General features: G+C 74.8%; 13 protein-coding genes. 7 read left to right on the top strand and 6 right to left on the bottom strand.

The window, feature by feature from the left end; translation table 11 throughout:
* Positions 1-20: 20 nt before the first annotated feature.
* Entirely contained in the window at positions 21-1,229 is a 1,209-nt protein-coding gene (locus tag IF27_RS05795; protein ID WP_052848258.1) for an NAD(P)-dependent malic enzyme, read from the bottom strand.
* A gap of 440 nt (positions 1,230-1,669) precedes the next feature.
* Between IF27_RS05795 and IF27_RS05790 the strand changes: the two genes are divergently transcribed.
* The 3 genes from IF27_RS05790 to IF27_RS05780 are packed head-to-tail and all read left to right on the top strand — an operon-like array spanning position 1,670 to position 4,400.
* Positions 1,670-2,626 carry an ABC transporter substrate-binding protein gene (locus IF27_RS05790; protein ID WP_052848257.1) on the top strand — a complete coding sequence of 319 codons (957 nt, stop codon included), beginning with the start codon at positions 1,670-1,672 and terminating at the stop codon, positions 2,624-2,626.
* Between the two features lie 14 nt (positions 2,627-2,640).
* Positions 2,641-3,615 carry an amino acid ABC transporter permease gene (locus tag IF27_RS05785; RefSeq protein WP_110945576.1) on the top strand — a complete coding sequence of 325 codons (975 nt, stop codon included), beginning with the start codon at positions 2,641-2,643 and terminating at the stop codon, positions 3,613-3,615.
* 32 nt (positions 3,616-3,647) lie between these two features.
* Positions 3,648-4,400 (top strand): amino acid ABC transporter ATP-binding protein, encoded by a 753-nt coding sequence (locus tag IF27_RS05780; RefSeq protein WP_052848446.1) that lies wholly within the window; start codon positions 3,648-3,650, stop codon positions 4,398-4,400.
* Positions 4,401-4,488: 88 nt separating this feature from the next.
* Here the strand turns inward: IF27_RS05780 and IF27_RS05775 are convergent, their stop codons facing one another.
* Positions 4,489-5,016 (bottom strand): GNAT family N-acetyltransferase, encoded by a 528-nt coding sequence (locus IF27_RS05775; RefSeq protein WP_052848256.1) that lies wholly within the window; start codon positions 5,014-5,016, stop codon positions 4,489-4,491.
* A 92-nt stretch (positions 5,017-5,108) separates the two neighbouring features.
* On the opposite strand from IF27_RS05775, the gene IF27_RS05770 reads away from it, so the two are divergent.
* Positions 5,109-6,071: a zinc-binding dehydrogenase gene (locus IF27_RS05770; protein ID WP_052848255.1), complete on the top strand. Its 963-nt coding sequence runs from the start codon at positions 5,109-5,111 to the stop codon at positions 6,069-6,071.
* Between the two features lie 203 nt (positions 6,072-6,274).
* The gene (locus IF27_RS05765) at positions 6,275-9,076 is read left to right on the top strand and encodes a type 1 periplasmic-binding domain-containing protein (RefSeq protein WP_190232825.1); all 2,802 of its coding nucleotides are present in this window, start codon (positions 6,275-6,277) and stop codon (positions 9,074-9,076) included.
* A 40-nt stretch (positions 9,077-9,116) separates the two neighbouring features.
* Here IF27_RS05765 and IF27_RS05760 read toward each other — a convergent pair whose 3' ends face one another.
* The 4 genes from IF27_RS05760 to IF27_RS05745 all read right to left on the bottom strand — a co-directional run bounded on the left by IF27_RS05760 (position 9,117) and on the right by IF27_RS05745 (position 12,210).
* On the bottom strand, positions 9,117-9,995 hold the full coding sequence (locus IF27_RS05760; protein WP_052848253.1) for an alpha/beta fold hydrolase: 879 nt from the start codon (positions 9,993-9,995) through the stop codon (positions 9,117-9,119).
* Positions 9,996-10,094: 99 nt separating this feature from the next.
* Entirely contained in the window at positions 10,095-11,012 is a 918-nt protein-coding gene (locus tag IF27_RS05755; RefSeq protein ID WP_052848252.1) for a PadR family transcriptional regulator, read from the bottom strand.
* 1 nt (position 11,013) lies between these two features.
* Entirely contained in the window at positions 11,014-11,871 is an 858-nt protein-coding gene (locus tag IF27_RS05750) for a DUF4097 family beta strand repeat-containing protein (protein WP_052848251.1), read from the bottom strand.
* Between the two features lie 156 nt (positions 11,872-12,027).
* Positions 12,028-12,210, bottom strand: a complete 183-nt coding sequence (locus IF27_RS05745) for a DUF6104 family protein (RefSeq protein ID WP_052848250.1) — start codon at positions 12,208-12,210, stop codon at positions 12,028-12,030.
* A 319-nt stretch (positions 12,211-12,529) separates the two neighbouring features.
* Here IF27_RS05745 and IF27_RS31775 point away from each other — a divergent pair, with 319 nt between their 5' ends.
* Complete coding sequence (locus IF27_RS31775; RefSeq protein ID WP_052848249.1) at positions 12,530-14,728, top strand: VMAP-C domain-containing protein; 2,199 nt, start codon at positions 12,530-12,532, stop codon at positions 14,726-14,728.
* Positions 14,729-14,851: 123 nt separating this feature from the next.
* Positions 14,852-15,853, top strand: coding sequence for an AAA family ATPase (locus tag IF27_RS05735; RefSeq protein WP_052848445.1), 1,002 nt, complete (start codon positions 14,852-14,854; stop codon positions 15,851-15,853).
* Positions 15,854-15,856: the final 3 nt, after the last annotated feature.

Below are 15,856 nucleotides of genomic sequence, written 5' to 3'. Positions count from 1 at the left end.
CGGGCCGGGCGCGCGCGCCGTCAGCGGGTGACGCCCTCCGAGATGGCGGCCTTCGCCACCGCGTCGGCCACCGCGGGGGCGACACGCGGGTCGAACGGCGACGGAATCACCCGTTCGGGTGACAGCTCGTCGGCGACGACCGCCGCGAGCGCCTCGGCCGCGGCCAGCTTCATGCCCTCGGTGATGCGCGTCGCGCGCACGCGCAGCGCCCCGGCGAAGATGCCCGGGAACGCGAGGACGTTGTTGATCTGGTTCGGGAAGTCGCTGCGCCCGGTGGCGACGACCGCCGCGTACCGCGCGGCCACCTCCGGGTGGATCTCCGGGTCCGGGTTGGCCATGGCGAAGACGAACGCGCCGGGCGCCATCGTCGCGACGGCGGCCTCGGGCACCGTGCCGCCGCTGACGCCGACGAACACGTCCGCCCCGGCCAGCGCGTCGGCCAGCGTGCCGGTGCGCCCCGCCGGGTTGGTGAGCGCGGCCAGCTCGCGCTTCGCCTCGTTCAGGTCGGTGCGGTCCGCCGACACGACGCCCCCGCGGTCGCAGACCACGACGTCGAGGACGCCCGCGCCGAGCAGGATGCGGGCGATGGCCGCCCCGGCCGCCCCGGCGCCCGAGATGACGACCCGCAGGTCCGCGAGGGCGCGGCCGGTGAGGCGGGCGGCGTTGCGCAGCGCCGCCAGGGTGACGACGGCGGTGCCGTGCTGGTCGTCGTGGAAGACGGGGATGTTCAGGCGCTCCTGGAGCTTGCGCTCGATCTCGAAGCAGCGCGGCGCCGAGATGTCCTCCAGGTTGATGCCGCCGAACGACGGGGCGAGGCGCGCGACCGTCTCGACGATCTCGTCCGGGTCGCGGCAGTCCAGCGCGACCGGCACGGCGTCCACGTCGCCGAACTGCTTGAAGAGGATCGCCTTGCCCTCCATCACGGGCAGCGACGCCTCGGGGCCGATGTCGCCGAGGCCCAGCACGGCGCTGCCGTCGGTCACGACCGCGACCGTCCGCGCCTTCCAGGTGTACTCATCGACCAGCTCGGGCCGTTCGGCGATGGCGGCGCAGACGCGGGCGACGCCGGGTGTGTAGGCGAGGGACAGATCGGCCGCGTCCCGGACCGGGACGGTCGCCCGGACGGCCATCTTGCCGCCGCGGTGCAGTTCGAACGCCGGGTCGGGAGCCGCCGTGGGCTCTCCCGTCCCCGGCTCCTCGGTTCGCGGGTTGATGATCTCCGATGCCACTGTGGTTGACCCCTTATGACGTGACTGACTGAGGGTGGGCGCTCCCTGGTCGGGAAGCGGGCGGGCACCACGTCCGCTCGGTGGGGGAGCGGACGCCGGACGCGTCGCACAAGGCGTCCGGGTCCCCGGGTGAGGGGCGTAACGGTTCGTTCTACCTGATCGGACGCCGTGTGGACGAGCCGGATCGAGGAGCGGACACCGGGAGCGGGCCGGTGGGGACGGGCCCAGCCTGCAAGGGGGCGCTGAAGAGCGGCTGCCGTTCCGCTGAAGCCCCGCCGCGCCTGTCCGTTATCCGATCTTGACGTCCGGGCCTGCCGAACATGCGTGCCGTGATGGCAGGATGCTCGCCATTGTGTGATCCGCACCCGCACCCCGTCGTGACACCCGATGACGCGTGCCCGGCTGCCTCGGACACTCCGTGACCCCTGGAGGACGACGCCATGACCCTCTGTACCACCGCGCGACGCAAGCGCCGCCTGGCCGCGGCCGGTTCGCTCGCCGCGGTCGCCGTGCTGCTGCTGAGCGCCTGCGGCGACCAGACGGACGACGCGTCCGGCGGCGACGAACCGTCCGGCGGCACGCAGGAACCCGCCGGGGACGCCCCGTCGGACGACCTGTTCGCGCTGCTGCCCGCCGACATCCAGGAGAGCGGCCGGATCGAGGTCGGCTCCGACATCAACTACGCGCCGATCGAGTACTACGACGAGAACAACGAGGTCACCGGCATCGACCCGGCGATCGCCGCCGCGCTCGGCGAGGTGCTCGGCGTCGAGTTCGTGTTCACCAACGGCACGTTCGACGGGCTCGTGCTCGGCATGAACAGCGGCCGTCACGACGTGATCATGTCGGCGATGACCGACACCGCCGAGCGGCAGCAGGGCGTGAGCGAGGACGCCGAGGGCGGCGCCGACTTCGTCAACTACTTCCAGGCGGGCTCGGCGATCCTCGTCGCGGCGGGCAACCCCGAGGGCGTCCAGGGCGTCGAGGACCTGTGCGGCCTGTCGGTCGCCGCCCAGCAGGCCACGGCGAACGAGGCGATCATCGAGACGCAGCAGGCCGACTGCGACGAGCCGATCGACGCGATCATCAACGAGGTGGACACCGACTCCATCACCGCCCTCCAGACGGGCCGGGCCGACGCGGTCGTCACCGACTTCCCCGTCGCGCTGTACAACGAGCGCGAGGCGGGCGGCGGCGAGCTGTTCGAGGTCGTCGGCGAGCAGATGGGCACCGCGCCCTACGGCATCGCCGTGCCGAAGGACAACCCGGAGCTGCGGGACGCGCTCCAGGCCGCCGTCCAGCGGATCATCGACGACGGCACGTACGCCGAGGTGCTCGCCGAGTGGGGCGCCGAGACGGGCGCCATCGACGAGGCGACCGTCAACGCCGGTACCTGAGCGGGCGGCCTGACGTGGGAGACACGGTGGAGGCCGCGGGGGCAGGACCCGGCGACGGCCTGAAGAAGGGGACGGCGGCGGACCGCGTGCCGCCCGAGGCGATCAGGGCCGTGCCCGTGCGCCACTGGGGGCGGCTCGTCGGCGCCCTGGTGGTGCTGGCGCTGCTGGTGCTGCTCGTCCGGGCGTTCGCGGGCGCCGACACCATCCAGTGGGACGTGGTGGGGGAGTACCTCACCCACGACACGGTCGTCGAGGGCGCGCTGCGGACGCTGTGGATCACCGTCGTGTCGATGGCGCTCGGCGTCGTCCTCGGCGTGCTGCTCGCGGTGATGCGGCTGTCGGACAACCAGGTGCTCTCCGGCGTCGCCTGGGGCTACATCTGGTTCTTCCGCGGGACGCCCGTGCTGGTCCAGCTGTTCCTCTGGTACAACCTGGCGCTCATCTTCCCGATCCTCGATCTCGGCTTCTACCGGGACGAGATGAACGACGTCATGACGCCGTTCCTCGCCGCGCTGCTCGGCCTCGGGCTCAACGAGGCCGCGTACATGGCGGAGATCGCACGGGCCGGCGTGCTGTCCGTTGACCACGGCCAGACGGAGGCGGCGCACGCGCTCGGCATGAGCAGGACGCGCACGACGCGCCGCATCGTCCTCCCGCAGGCGATGCGCGTCATCATCCCGCCGACGGGCAACGAGTTCATCAACATGCTGAAGACCTCCTCGCTCGTCTCCGTCATCCAGTACGAGGAACTCTTCCGCGCGGGCAACATCATCAGCTCGCGCAATCTCGCGGTCATGGAGATGCTGCTCGTCGTGACGGTCTGGTACCTGGCCCTGACGACGGTCTTCAGCGTCGGGCAGTACTACCTGGAGCGGTACTACGCGCGTGGATCGCAGCGTGCGCTGCCCCGCACGCCGTGGCAGCGCGTCAGGACGAACCTCGGCACGTTCCGCACGCGGAGCGTGGTCCGCAAGGAGGAGACGAGATGAGCGCGCCGTCCGCCGCCGGGCAGCCGCCGCCGATGGTGAAGGCGGAGCGGGTCCACAAGTCGTTCGGCGCCGTCGAGGTGCTGCGCGGCATCGACCTGGAGGTGCGGGCCGGGGAGGTGTGCTGCGTCGTCGGGCCCTCGGGCTCCGGCAAGTCCACCTTCCTGCGCTGCGTCAACCACCTGGAGAAGATCAGCGCGGGGCGCCTGTGGGTGGACGGCTCGCTCGTCGGCTACCGGCAGCGCGGCGACCGGCTGTACGAGATGCGGGAACGCGAGGTCGCGGCGCAGCGCCGTGACATCGGCATGGTCTTCCAGCGCTTCAACCTCTTCCCGCACATGACGGCCGCCGAGAACGTCATGGAGGCGCCGGTCCAGGTCAAGGGCCTCGGCCGCGCCGCCGCCAGGGAGCGCGCCGCGCTGCTGCTGGAGCGCGTCGGCCTCGCCGACCGCATGGGCGCCTACCCGGCGCAGCTCTCCGGCGGCCAGCAGCAGCGGGTCGCCATCGCCCGCGCGCTGGCGATGGAGCCGAAGCTGATGCTCTTCGACGAGCCGACGTCCGCGCTCGACCCCGAACTCGTCGGGGAGGTGCTCGACGTCATGCGCGGGCTGGCCGAGGAGGGCATGACGATGCTGGTCGTCACGCACGAGATGGGCTTCGCCCGGGAGGTCGGGGACTCGCTGGTGTTCATGGACGACGGCCTGGTCGTGGAGACGGGGCCGCCGCGCGACGTCCTCGCCGCGCCGCGGCACGAGCGGACGCGGGCGTTCCTCTCCGCGGTGCTCTGAGCGGGCGGACGCCACGGTGCGCCGTCGGCCGGAAGGCGGGGGCCGGTCACGATCCGGCGCCCGCCCCTGACGGCTCGCCGGTGGGCGTTCAGAACGTCCTCCGGGACGGGTCCGCCAGCGTCCAGGTGCGCAGCGGCGGCGAGCCGTCCGACGGCGTCAGCGGGCCGCCCGGCGTCCAGCCCCAGGCGCCGTACGAGGCGTGGGCCAGCGCGTCGTCGGCCTCCACCGGCGCGAGGGCGAGCGGGGCGCGCGTGCGCGACAGCATCTGCTGCACCAACCCGACGGCCACGCCCTGGCGGCGGCTGCGCGGCGCCACCAGCAGCCCGGCGACGACGAAGACGTCGGGCGCGACGGGCGGTTCGGCGTACGCCGTCCACCAGGCGTTCTCCGCGTCCACGCGGAAGCCCCAGACGCACCCGGCGGGGCGCGGGTCGCCCGCCAGGATCATGTCGAACTCGGGCTGCCCGAGGTCGTGGTCCACGAGGCGTCGCAGGAACGCCTCCTGATCTGCCGTCTCCTGACCGCCCGGACGCGCCACCGCGTACAGCTCGGCCAGATCGGCCCGTTCGGTCTCCGCCTGCCAGCGGGTCAGCCGCCGCCTGAACATCGTGCTCATGCCTGCACCCCCGAGGTCCATCCTCCCGCGTACGCGCCGGTTCGGGAACGCCGCCTGTGGCCGACGTCACCCCCGGCGGTTAGCGTGAGGGCATGTTCGCAGCCTACGCCGCTCACCTGGACAAGGATCAGCCGCTGGACGGACTCGAACTGGGCGAACGCCCCGAGCCCGAGGCGCCGCCGCACTGGACGGTCGTCGAGGTGCGGGCCGCGTCGCTCAACCACCACGACCTGTGGTCGCTGCGGGGCGTCGGGCTCGGCGCCGGGGCGCTGCCGATGATCCTCGGCTGCGACGCGGCGGGGGTGGACGCGGAGGGCAACGAGGTCGTCGTGCACGCGGTGGTCGGCGCGAACGGGCACGGCGTCGGGCCGCGCGAGCGGCGGTCGTTGCTCAGCGAGCGGTACCAGGGGACGTTCGCCGAACGGGTCGCCGTGCCCGCGTGGAACGTGCTGCCGAAGCCGCCTGAACTCTCGTTCGAGGAGGCGGCCTGCCTGCCGACGGCGTGGCTGACGGCGTACCGCATGCTGTTCACCAACGCGGGCGTGCGGCCGGGGGACCGGGTGCTCGTCCAGGGCGCGGGCGGCGGGGTGGCCACGGCGGCGGTCCTGCTCGGCGCCGCCGCCGGGCTGCGCATGGTCGTCACCAGCAGGGACGCGGCGAAGCGTGAGCGGGCGCTCGGCCTCGGCGCCGAGGCGGCGTTCGCGAGCGGCGAGCGGCTGCCGTACCGGGTGGACGCGGTGCTGGAGTCGGTGGGCGCGGCGACGTGGTCGCACTCGGTGTCCTCGCTGCGGCCCGGCGGCACGCTGGTGATCTGCGGCGCGACCACGGGGCAGGCGCCCGCGTCGGCGGAGCTGAACCGGATCTTCTACCTCGAACTCAAGGTCGTCGGCACGACGATGGGCGACCGGGACGAGCTGGCGTCGCTGCTCAGCTTCTGCGCGGCGACGGGCGTCCGGCCGCCGATCGAGGCGACGCTGCCGCTCGGGCGGGCGCGGGAGGCGTTCGCGCGGCTGGAGCGCGGCGACGTCTTCGGGAAGCTGGTGCTGACGCCCTGACGCCCTGACGCCCTGACGCCCTGACGGCACCTCAGCCGTCCCGCCTGGCCCCTCTTCTCCCGCGACCGAACTCTTCCGCTCTCCAGCGCCTTTCCTTCGCTTGTGTCCCCTGGTGAACGTTTTGCGGTGAAGGGAACCGCTTGCCCGGCTCATTCGTCATGTCCGGTACGCGCCGTCAGGGCGCCGGGTGACGGGGGGCGCACATGCGTGACGGAAGGACGGACTCCCCGCTCCTGCCCCCGTACCGGGGCATGGGCGGATTCCTCGGCGTGCTCCAGGACCTGACGGGCCAGCCGCGCCGCCGCCGCGTCTGGCTGCCCGTCGTGCTGCTCCAGGACCCCGAGGGCGACACGACGGAGAGCGCCCGCGTCGCCCCCGGCCTGCGGGAGTGGCTGGGCGGCTCGGGCACCCCGCTCGCGCGCCTCGCCTACCTCGACGGGAGCCTGGGGGAGGGGCCACTCGCCCCCTTCGACGAGATCGCACGGCAGCTGGCCGACACGACCCGCCGACGCGGCGAGGGGCGGCTGCGCCTGCCCCGGCTGTGGCTGCTCGCGACCGTGGCCCGCTGCAAGGAGGAGCTGGAGGCCGACGCCACCGCAGCCGAGGGCGTGGACGGACGCGTCCTGCGCGACCGGTGCTACGCCGAGTACCGCAAGGTCTCGCGCCCCTCCCGGCTGCTGTGGGACGCGGCGGGCCACGCGCACGACGACACCGTGGGCGGCGCGCTCGGCCTGCTGTGGCACATGACGACGGCCTGGTTCTTCCAGTGGCTCCCGCGCTGGTGGTTCGGGGTGCGGGCGCGGCGGCGGCTCGCGTGGCTGACGGCCTGGGGGCGTGCGCAGCAGGGCCGGACGTGGCCGGGGCCGTTCAGCGTCTTCGCCTGCGCGCTCGACCTGGTGCCCGGCGAGTCGGCGGCGGGCGGCCCAGGGGCCGTGCGGGAGCGGCTGTACCGGGTGCTGGCCCAGGCGCTGCTGCTGGACATGGAGAGCGCCCTGAACGCCCGGCTGAGGGGCCCGTGGCGCCGCCGCAGGCGGACGCGCTTCGTGCTGCTGTTCGCCAGCGCGGGGGACAAGGACTCGCGCGAGCAGCAGCTCGTGCGGGAGCTGCGCACCTGGGCGGAGAGCGAGCGGCACACCTGCGCCGTGGTCGTCGCGACGGGCGTGAGGACGCTGGCCGAGCGTCTCGACGACAGCACGGTGCAGAGCGTGCAGGGCGCGGTGTCCCTGCTGGAGTCCTCGCTCCACAAGGTGCCCGCCGAGAGCGGCATCGTCGTACGGCTCCCGCCCGGCCCGGCGGAGAACGAGGCGGAGGAGCACCGGCTCGGGCTCCACCGCCGCCTCGTCGTCCGGGCGCCCCGCTGGGGGCCGCGCGGCGACCTGTCGATCGGCGCCGCCGCGGTCGCGGTCGTGGGCGGGGCGCTGGTGCTCGCCGGTCTCGCCGGGGCGCTGCCGCTGCTCCAGGGCGATCCGTGCGACGGGGGCACGTTCCTGAGCCGCGACGGCCGCAACTGCGTCGGCCTGCTGACGCGGGACTCGACCAACTCCGACGTGGCGTCCGTACTGGACGAGATATTCCGTGAGAACGAGGACGTGGAGGCCGCCGCCGACCGCCGCCCCGCGGACGATCCCGGGCCCTCGCCCCGGACCGTCGTCTACATCGGCACGCTCAGCGGCGCCGCCTCCGCCCTGGACCCTGTGCTGGGCGGCACACTCGCCGAGCTGCGGGGGCTGATGCTCGCCCAGCGGCTGGTCAACGACCAGGCGGGCAGCGAACGCGTCCCGCTGCGCATCGAGATAGCCGACGCCGGGCGGCGCTTCCAGGACGCCCCTGCCGTCGCCGAGCGCATCGTGGACCTCGCGGAGGAGGACGGTTCGGTCGTCGGGGTCGTCGGCATGGGACAGAGCCGGGACACGACCTACCGCGCGCTGGACATCCTCAGCGCGGCCGGGCTGCCGGTCATCGGCACCTCGGGCACGGCGGACGAACTGCTGAACCACGGCGGGCACTACTACCAGCTGTCGCCCTCCAACAGCCGCATGGCCGCCGTCCTGGCGCGCTTCGCCGAGTCGGCCGCCCTGTTCCGGGCGGGCGGCGGGACCTTCCCGGCCGAGCGGGTCGTGATGGTCGCCGACCCGCGCGACGCGTACAGCGCCGGTCTCGCCGGTGCCTTCCAGGACCAGTTCACCGGTGATCTGCGCACGCTGCTCTACGACGCCCCCGACCCGGTGCCGGACGACGAGGAGTCCGGGCTGGCCGGCGAGGAGGTGGGCAGCCAGGACGAGCTGGCGCGTGAGGTGTGCGACGCCGTCGCGGACGAGGAGCGGACGGCCCTCGTGTGGACGGCGCGCGGCAGCGAGATACGCCCGTTCCTCGACGCGCTCTACCGGTACTCGGGCGACTGCGCGCGCCTCACCCTGCTGGGCAGCGACGAGGTGACCAACGCCCGGGTCAGCGAGAGCCACCCCTGGGACTCCTTCCCGAACCTTTCCCTCTACTTCGTCGTGAACGGCGCGGGACCGCTGCTGGACGAGCGGCAGGGCGAGGCCGTCAGCCCGGACGGGCGGTACTTCCACGAGGCGTACCACGCCGAGTTCGAGGACGGGGGCGAGGGACAGGGCGACGGTCTCGGCGAGGTGACGGCCGCGCTGGCCTCCGACCCGCACCCGGCCCTGGCCTGGGACGCGCTGCGCTACCTGTCCGCCGCGGTGGACCAGGCGTGGATCACGACCGGCCGCGACGACGCGCGGCTCGACCGTGACCTCGTGCAGGGCGTGCTCTACCAGGGGCTCGGCGGCGGGGGCTTCGAGGGCTCCACCGGGCGCAGCGACGCCTCCGGCGTGGAGAACGGCAGGGAGACGCCGGACAAGCTCGTCCTCGTCGTCCACGCCGACCCGGAGCGCCCGGCCACCGCCGAACTGGTCTGCGGCGCCGTCAACCTGCGCGACGTCCGGCGGGACTGGGGCCCCGGCGGCGCGTACCGGTGCCCGGGGGCCGACCAGGGCTGAGCGGCCGTGACGACCCCCGTCCGCCACGGCCGCCCGCCGCTCACCGCCGCCCGTCGAGCACCGCGCGCAGGGTCTCGGCGAACGCCTCGGGCTCGCCGTGCTGCCCGTACTCGCCGCCGAGGAACCCGCCGTGGTTGCTCGGGAAGACGACCGGCGTGTGCCCGAGCCGTTCCGCGATCACGCCCGTGGCGCGGGCGCACATCTCGCCCTCCGACTCCTTGCCCACGGCGAGGACGACGCGCCCGCGCCCGGCGGCGAGCGCGGCGAAGTCGGGCAGGTAGGACGTGCAGGCGCGGATGTTCCGGCCGAGCAGCGGGTCGTCCCTGGTGCCGTCGTCCTCGGTCGGCAGGCCGAAGGCGGCGGGGTCGGGCGCGGGCTCGGCCGACGGGTCGGCGGGGAAGGGGCCCTTGCGGCCCGTGACGGCGATGAACTTCGCCATGGCGGGCCCCATCCCCGCCCGCAGGTAGGTGGCGTGGACGTCGGCGCAGGCCGCGAGCGCCCCCTCGTGGTCGGGCAGGACGGCGGCCGTCGCCGGTTCGTGCGCCACCAGGACGCGGACGAGGCCGGGGGCCGACGCCGCGAGCGCCAGCGCGTTGACCGCCCCGCCACTGCTGCCGAACAGGTCCACGGGGCCCGCGCCCAGCGCCCCGATCACGCGGCGCAGGTCGTCGGCGTGCTCCTGGGGCGTGTCCTCCGTCGCGCCGTCGGTGCGGACGCTGCGGCCCACGCCGCGCGGGTCGTAGGTGACGACCGCGCGGTCGGTGAAGTGGGACGCCAGGGTCGTGAACCCGGTGGCGTCCATCGGCGAGCCGACCAGGAGCAGCGCCGGGTGCCCGCCGTCCTCGGTCGTCGCGGGGCGGACGTCGTAGTGGACGGTGGCGCCGTCCGTGTCCAGGGTGTGGTGCCGCGGCTCGGTCATCGCTGCGCTCCCGTACTGGTGTTCGTATGCCGTCGGGAGGGGAGACCCGCCGGTGCGCCGGAACTCATCGGTGCCCGGCGGCCGTCGGTCCTCGGGGCGTCAGTCCTCGGGCACGACCAGCAGCGCGACCAGGTGCGCGGCCGTCGAGGAGAGGTGGCGGCGGGCGGCGCGCAGCTGGTCCTGGTCCACGCCGTGGTCGCGGGCGGCGTCCCGCACCTCGTCGCGGAACCGGTCGAGGAGCCGTTCCAGCTCCCGCGCCGGGTTGTCCACCGGCTCCCCGGCCGCCTCGGAGGCGTGCTCAGGCTCCGGCTCGCCCCGGCCGGGGGCCCACGGCGTGGCCGGTTCCTCGCGCGGACGGCTCCAGCCGCCGATGCCCTGCCCGAGCCCGCCGAGGCTCTCCCGCAGGACGCTCTGCCAGTCGCCGGTGCGCCAGTCACCTGCCTGGGCGTGCGGCTGCACGCGTTCGCGCACCCGCCTGGCGGCCTCCTCGAACTGCCGCGCGGCGGCCTCGCCCGCCTCCTGCCACTCGCCGCGCGCCCGCCTCCGCCCGGCGTCCCGCTCGGCGCGCCCGCTCCCGCGGTCGCCGCCGGTGCGGCCCGGACCGCCCGGCCACCCGGCCGCGCCGTCCCTGGCAGCCGCCGCCGTCGCCTCCCGGATCTCCTGGCGCAGGTCGCGGACCGAGCCGCTGACGTCCTCGCGGATCTCGGCGGCGAGCGCGGCGAGCGAGTCGTGGATCTCGCGCTCCAGCTCCGTCAGCTCCGCCTCGCGGTCGCCGAGTTCGCGGCGGCCCTCGTCGGTCAGCGTGTAGACCTTCCTGCCCCCCTCCTCGGTGTGCCGGACGAGCCCCTCCGCCTCCAGCTTGGCCAGCCGCGGGTAGACGGTCCCGGCCGAGGGCGCGTACAGCCCCTGGAAACGCTCTTCCAGCAGCCGGATCACCTCGTAGCCGTGGCGCGGCGCCTCGGCGAGGAGTTTCAGCAGGTACAGGCGGAGTCGGCCGTGGCCGAAGACTGGGGGCATGTCAGATGTCCTTCGCGAAGGAGGTGGCACCGGCCGTCTCGTGGGGGGTGGGCGGCCTGCGCAGCAGGGCGACGGGGCCGGACACGGTGGTGCAGCGGACGCTGCCGCCGCCCGGGCCCAGCGTGCCGGACAGGCGGCGCCCCGGGCCCCAGCCGCGGGCCGACAGCTCGCCGAACGCGCTGGAGACCGCGCCCACCACCGACTCGACCGCCACCTCGGCGCCGAAGCCGTCCGGCAGCCGCAGCGCCAGCTCGCCCGAGACCGACTTCAGCCGGATGTCGGCGCGGACGGCCGAGGGCGCCAGGTCGATCACCATGTCGCCGCTCACCGACTCGGCGGCCACGGCGCCGCCGCCGTCCAGGACGGTGAGGCCGCCCGCCGCCGTGGTGAACCGCAGGTCGCCGCGCAGGCCCTGGACGTCCAGGTCACCTGCGACGGTCTGCGCGAGCACGGAGCCGGTGAGGTTGACGAGCGTCGTGTCGCCGGTGACCGCGCGGACCTCCGTCGCCCCCGCAACACCGCCGACGACCGCGCCCGCGTTCACGACGCCCAGGCTCACGCGGCAGGCGGCGGGCACCGAGACGGAGACGACGGCGGAGCGGTGCCCGACGCGCGGGCGCTGCCCGAGGAAGCCCTTCCAGGACAGGTCGTCGTACGTGACGGTCAGCCGACGCCCCTTGCGCCGCACGGTCAGGGGCGGGCCCTGCACCTGGGACACCTCGACCCGGGACGTGGGCTCCGCGGTGCCCACGACGTTGACCGTCCCGCCGACGAGCCCGACGTACAGCTCCTCGACGGGCTCGTCGTCGAAGTCGAGCGTGCGGGCCTCCCCGACGGACCAGCTGGTTTTCGTCGCCACGGGTCTCCCCCCATCTGACCGCCGGGACCCCTCGGCCCACCGGCGGCACGGCACGGCTATATCGCGTCTCCATGAGACACGATATATCGCGTAAGCGCAAGGGTGTCGCGACCCGCCGCCGACGACGACGCGGCGCGCGGGCGCGGAACCGGCGGGTCAGTCCTCGTCGTCCTCGTCGTCGAGCCGGGCCAGCCAGGTCGCGAGCCGTTCCACCGGGACCTCGAAGTCCGGGTGCAGATCGACGAAGACCCGCAGCTGGTCGGCCAGCCAGCCGAGGCTCACCTCCTCCTCACCCCGCCGCTGGGCGAGTTCTTCGATGCCGCGATCGGTGAAGTACACGAGGCTCTCCGGTCAGGATTCGGGACAGGGCGGGGAGGAAAGGGCCAGGATAGGCAACGGTCGGTAGTGGCGGACAACCCGTGCGGCGAAGCGGCGGCGGAGGGGATCGGATGGTGGCCGGAGCCTGCGGCGGGCCCACGCCCGCGCCCGCCCGCGACGCGTCGTCACCGGCGGCCGGACACCCCGTTCCGGCCCCGGCGGGGCCGCCGTCCTGGCACACTCGTATGACGGCCCATCAGCGCGCTCGTCCCGCCCGCGCCCGGCACGCGGCGGGGCACGGCGTACGGATCGGACACACGACACCACAGGGGGCGCGCGCGTGACGACGACGGACCCCTTCGAGTACCTGGCGCCGCTCGCCGAGGCCGCCACCGTACGCATCCAGTCCCCTCCCGGCGGGTATGCCGCAGGCACGCGGGAGGCGCTCCCGTGGGGCAGTGGCTTCTTCGTCGCCCCGGGCTGGGTGCTCACCTGCGCCCATGTGGCCCTCTACGAGGGCGGTGCCGAGGGAGGAGTACGCGAGGTGGGCCTGACGTTCGGCGACCTGGAACGGCCCGTCCGCGGCCGGGTCGAGTGGGCCCAGCCGCACGAGCCGGGGCCCGACGGGTCCTGGGACGCGCCCGACCTGGCCCTCGTCCGGCTCCTCGACCCGGTCGAGCACGACTGCGTCTGGCTCACCGAGCGGACCGCCCGCGTCTTCACCAGCAAGGAGGTCGCGTTCTTCGGCTGCGCCGACACCCGGGCCACCGGACGCGTCGAGCCGGTCAGCGGACGCTGCACCATCCGCGGCGAGATGGGCGGCGGCGGCCTGATGAAGCTGGGCGACGAGGACGAGATCCCGCACGGCCTCTCCGGCGGCCCGGTCGTGGACCTGGAGCGCGGCGAGGTCATCGGCGTGCTCAAGGCGCGCCGCCCGCGCCGTGACGGCGGCCTGGCGACGTCCGTCATCCGGCTGCGCGGCGTGCCGCTGCCCGACGGGCCCGTCACCGCCGAGCGCGACGACCTCTACCAGCGCGTCCTGCACGCGCACGACCGCCACCACGCCGGACGCCACCGCGACGCCGACGCGCCCGACGTCACCTGGACCGACGCCCAGAGCCGCCTGCCCGCCACCGCCGACCGCGCCCTCAGCCCCGGCAGCCGCGCCGAACTGCTCGGGCTGCTGGCCGAACTGCCGCCCCCCGTCTCCACCGCCGCGCTCGACCGCATCGTCAGCGCCATGCTCCACCCCGAGGCGCACGACATCCCGCACGACCGGCGGTACAAGAAGCCCCTGCCCGCCCCCCGCGGCTGGCGCGACGGCCTCGGCATGCTCTACGACCCCGGCCAGGGCCTGAACGAGCTCCAGGCCCTGCTGCGGTACGCCGTCCACGCCGCGACCGCCGACCGCCCCTACCCGGCCGCCGCCGGGGCCGAGGAGGCGCTCACCGCCTGGGCCCACGCCACGGCGTCCGGCTCGCCCGAGCTGTCCCGCTGGTTCCGCGCGACCCTGCGCTCCGAGCAGTCCACGCGGCTGCGCGCCCGCGCCGCACGCGGCGAACCCGGCGTCCTGCCCCCGCCGCGCACCCCGCACTACGCGAGCGCCCTCGCGGACGGGGCGGCGGGCCTCGACATCCTCCTCGACGGCGGCGGCGCCGGCCCCGGCAGCGACTTGCTGTACCCCGTGACGGCCCTGGCGCCCGCACCGCCCCGCCCGCGCGCCGCCGTGCCCGAGGCGTACACCCTGCTGGAGATCACCCCGAACCCCTGGGAGTTCGGCAGCTACGACTGGCGCGTGTGCGCCGCGCGGATCAACGGCGAGCTGATCCCGGTGGACGAGGAGTGCGGCGCGGCCGGGCCGGGCGAGCCGTCCGAGCGGCTGCGCGGCGCGCTCGCCGAGGCGTTCCGCAGGGGCGACGAGCCCGAGCGGCCCGTACGGCTCCAGGTCGCGCTGCCGTACTCCCTCCTCGGCTTCCCCGTGGACGCCTGGCGGCTGGTGCCGGGCGGCCCGACGCTCGGCGAGCAGCGGCCCGTGGTGGTCCGCAGCACCGACCTGGTGCCCGAGGCCGAGGACTCCGACGAGTCGGCGGAGCTGCGCCGTTTCCGCTGGGACCGGCTGCACGCCGGTCCTGTGGACGCGGGCGTCCTCGACTGCGCGGACGGGCTGCCGCGCCCCCTCACCACTCCCGCCGCCCTGTCGGGCCTCGACGTCGGCACCCTGCCCGTGCTGTGCCGCACGCCGACCACCGGCGGGGAGCCGGGCGCACTGCATCGAGTGATGGCCGGTGGGTACAACGTCATCTTGTGGCGCCGCGACTTCCCGGACCGGGACCAGGACTGCGACGGATTCCACGGCGGGGTCGTCCGCGCCGTGTCCGGCGCGGGGCACGCGGGAGCGCTGCCCGGCGAACTGCGGTCGCTGCGCGCCGCGTCGGCGGCGGGAGGCCCGGAGGCCGACTGGTCGCGCGGCCTGGCCCTGCTGTACGCCGATCCCGACCAGAACCTCCCCGGGGTGGGCGACCCCCTGGAGACGCCGTGACCACGGCCCGACCCGGCGCCGCGACGAGGCAACGACGACGAGGAGCACGCTGTGGCAGTTTCTGAGCCCGACCGCGACCCGCACCCGGCGGGCGGCACCGGCCTCCCGGCCGGACGCGAGTGGCTGATCTACCGCGGCGCGGGCGAACCGCACGACGGCATCCGCTCGCTGCCGGGGCCGCCGCCGTGGCGCGACTTCGACGGCCGTCCGCTCGTCGCGCCGGGGCCCGGCACCGACAGCGCCTCCACCCGCCGCCTCGGCGCCTACCGCCACCTGGCCGAGATGCACCGGCCCAGCGCGGAGGAGCTGGAGATCATCAACGCCGCGCTCTACCTGCGCCGCCCCCTGCTGGTCACCGGCAGTCCCGGCACGGGCAAGAGCACGCTCGCCCACGCCGTCGCGTACGAGCTGGGCCTCGGCCGCGTGCTGCACTGGCCCGTCGTCAGCCGCACGACGCTGGACGACGGCCTCTACCGCTACGACGCCCTCGCCCGTCTCCAGGACACGCAGATCGCCGCAGGGAGCAGGGCGGCCGGTGCGCCGCAGCCCGTCGTGCCCGGCGGGATCGGCAGCTACGTGCGGCTCGGCCCGCTGGGCACCGCGCTGCTGCCCACCGCGACGCCGCGCGTCCTGCTCATCGACGAGCTGGACAAGAGCGACATCGACCTGCCGAACGACCTGCTGAACGTCCTGGAGGAGGGCGAGTTCGCCATCCCCGAGCTGGAGCGCATCGCCGAGCGCGAGCCCGAGGTCGAGGTGCTGACCGACGACGGCGCCAAGGTGACCGTGCGGGACGGCCGCATCCGCTGCCACGCGTTCCCGTTCGTCGTCCTCACGAGCAACGGGGAGCGCGACTTCCCGGCGCCGCTGCTGCGCCGCTGCATCCACCTGGAGATCTCCCGCCCCGACCACGAGCGGCTGGCCACCGTCGTCCGCGCCCATCTGGGGGACGAACTGGCGCGCGTCGGCGAGGACCTGATCACGCGTTTCCTCGAACGCTCGCGCACCGAACAGCTCGCCACGGACCAGCTCCTCAACGCCATATACCTGACCCACCACGCCGAACTCCCCACCAGGGACCGGCTCGCGGACATGCTCATCCAGCGCCTGGACCGGCCGAGGTAGGCC

It is taken from the genome of Streptomyces avicenniae (assembly GCF_000719135.1).
GTDB lineage: Bacteria > Actinomycetota > Actinomycetes > Streptomycetales > Streptomycetaceae > Streptomyces > Streptomyces avicenniae.
Note: the sequence above shows the minus strand (reverse complement) of the source record. Positions and strands in the feature narration are given on the sequence as shown.

Bases quoted from the DNA above. Each gene is read 5' to 3' on its own strand.
- IF27_RS05755 (WP_052848252.1), bottom strand. From the start codon at position 11,012: ATGCCCCCAGTCTTCGGCCACGGCCGACTCCGCCTGTACCTGCTGAAA.
- IF27_RS05765 (WP_190232825.1), top strand. From the start codon at position 6,275: ATGCGTGACGGAAGGACGGACTCCCCGCTCCTGCCCCCGTACCGGGGC.
- IF27_RS05760 (WP_052848253.1), bottom strand. From the start codon at position 9,995: ATGACCGAGCCGCGGCACCACACCCTGGACACGGACGGCGCCACCGTC.
- IF27_RS05775 (WP_052848256.1), bottom strand. From the start codon at position 5,016: ATGAGCACGATGTTCAGGCGGCGGCTGACCCGCTGGCAGGCGGAGACC.
- IF27_RS05780 (WP_052848446.1), top strand. From the start codon at position 3,648: ATGGTGAAGGCGGAGCGGGTCCACAAGTCGTTCGGCGCCGTCGAGGTG.
- IF27_RS05770 (WP_052848255.1), top strand. From the start codon at position 5,109: ATGTTCGCAGCCTACGCCGCTCACCTGGACAAGGATCAGCCGCTGGAC.
- IF27_RS05790 (WP_052848257.1), top strand. From the start codon at position 1,670: ATGACCCTCTGTACCACCGCGCGACGCAAGCGCCGCCTGGCCGCGGCC.